Here is a 1,950-nt window from a genome sequence, read left to right as displayed (position 1 = left end):
GCGGCTGTCATTCTCTCATCATAAAATATTCCATTCCACTTGCTGAATTCCAGATTGGTAGTAATGATGATACTGCGTTTTTCATAGCATGCCGATATCACCTGAAAAAGTAACTGAGCACCTCCTTTCTCCAAAGGTACATAACCCCACTCATCACAAATCAAGAGGTCACATTTCTCTATCTGGTTCATAAACTTCCTCAGTTCCCCCCTCTCTTTGAGATCGGTAAGCTGATTTACAAGAGAAGCAGTAGAGAAGAACTTTACTCTTTGACCTTGATTACAGGCTTCTACTCCTATAGCAGTAGCCAGATGGGTTTTACCGGTTCCCACTGGTCCATAAAGGATTAGATTTTCTTTCCTTTTTACTGGTTCTATCTTCTTGATATCTTCCACAGTTAAAGAAGCGGGTATCTGGATATTATCAAAGCTATAACCTTCAAAAGTCTTTATCCTATCAAAGTTGGCCGCTTTAAGATTCCTATTTTTCCTGGTTATTTCTCTATGTTCCAGTTCCCGCAATAGAAGTTCTGCCAGAAAAGCTTCCTGAGTTTCAGCCTGAATATCCTGGTATTCCTGATAGAATACCTTCCCCATTTTTAATTTCTTACAGTATTCTTTTATCATTGCTTCCAGGGCTTCCATTAGTCTCTACCTCCCCAGAGTAAGTTATCGTAGGGAGAGATATCAGTATGGTATTCCTTAACTTCCGGAACTCCCAGGGGAAGTTTCAGAGATAAGTTATCTGAGTCTTCCATAGTCAGCCGACAGTAATAGGCCCATATGCTATCTCTATCTTTAATTCCCTGGTGGAGTATTTGTTGTAGGATCTGAGTGGAAACATCCATTCCACTCTTTTTAACCATCTGGGCTAACATCTTCAAAGTCTCTTTTTTGGTTTTATGGTCACATTCGGTAAAGTAGTCCTGTAACGATAGGGGAAGCTGATTAAAGAAACCAGTGTATTTTAAGGCTTTTGGTCTTTGAGCTAATAAGTCTAGATAAGGCTCCCACCTCATCGATTCTTTCTCTCTCCCGTAAAGCCGGGGATGAATAACTATGATATGATAGTCAGCATCCATTATCTCCACTGTATGAGCTCCGGCTTTTATCCATATCTGGCTGTGGGCATACTCGGGGCTAGTGGAGTATATACGATTGTCAAATTTCACTTTACCATAGTTATCAGCTTTTCCTTTCTCCAACCGGCCTACTTCAAAAGGGATTTTAGGTAAAGGAAGTAGAGCTTCTTTATCTTGGGTAAAGAGCTGAGCAATGCTACCATCTTTTTGGTAGTGGGGTCTTTTCATATCCTGGTCACCTAGGGTTAAAAGCTGACGATTGAATTCAGTGAGGTCATTAAACTCTGGTATAGGTACTAAAAAGTTCCTTCTATGATAGCCTACTTTGCTTTCTACATGCCCTTTCTCATTACCACTCCCGGGATTACAGAAGTTAGTGGAAAATCCATAATGCAGGGCAAATCTTAAGAATCCTTTATTCAAGTCTCTTGCTCCCTCTTTACCTATAGCGTTTACTACCGGAGATAAGTTATCAAACCATATCTCCCTTGGTACTCCTCCTATATGGAGGAAGATATCCTGTAGACCCTGGCATAGGCATTCTTGATTTTCTCCTTTGAATAACTGGGGATATCCTCCATTACTGTGAGGGAAAGAGAGATTGAGGTAGAAACCATCATATTTAATACCTCGTTCTATAAACTGACACTCCCCAAAGTCTACCTGAGATTCTCCTGGTTTGTGCTCCAAGGGAAGATAGGCTTTACTTCCGGAAGATAATTCTTTCTTTTTCTTTGCTACATAAGCTCTCACTGCCCGGTCAGAAACTTGGAAGTCATCTTGGTAAATCTCTTTTAACCTATTATAGACTCGTTGGGCAGTATGCCTTTGCTTAGGTCGGGCTTTTAGGTCTTCAGTAAGCCACTTAT

The 1,950-nt window shown here is 40.7% G+C and carries 2 protein-coding genes; both read right to left on the bottom strand.

Translation table 11 applies throughout. The annotated features are described in order from the left end of the window. On the bottom strand, nt 1-644 hold a 644-nt coding region (istB, locus tag GXZ17_RS09250), incomplete at its 3' end, for an IS21-like element helper ATPase IstB (RefSeq protein ID WP_409377001.1). Further along, on the bottom strand, nt 644-1,950 hold a 1,307-nt coding region (gene istA / locus GXZ17_RS09245), incomplete at its 5' end, for an IS21 family transposase (RefSeq protein ID WP_409377000.1). The genes istA and istB, both read right to left, overlap by 1 nt.

This window comes from Candidatus Sordicultor fermentans, from assembly GCF_012728195.1.
Classification (GTDB): Bacteria; Atribacterota; Atribacteria; order Atribacterales; family Caldatribacteriaceae; genus Sordicultor; species Sordicultor fermentans.
This window is presented reverse-complemented; position numbering and strand designations above follow the sequence as displayed.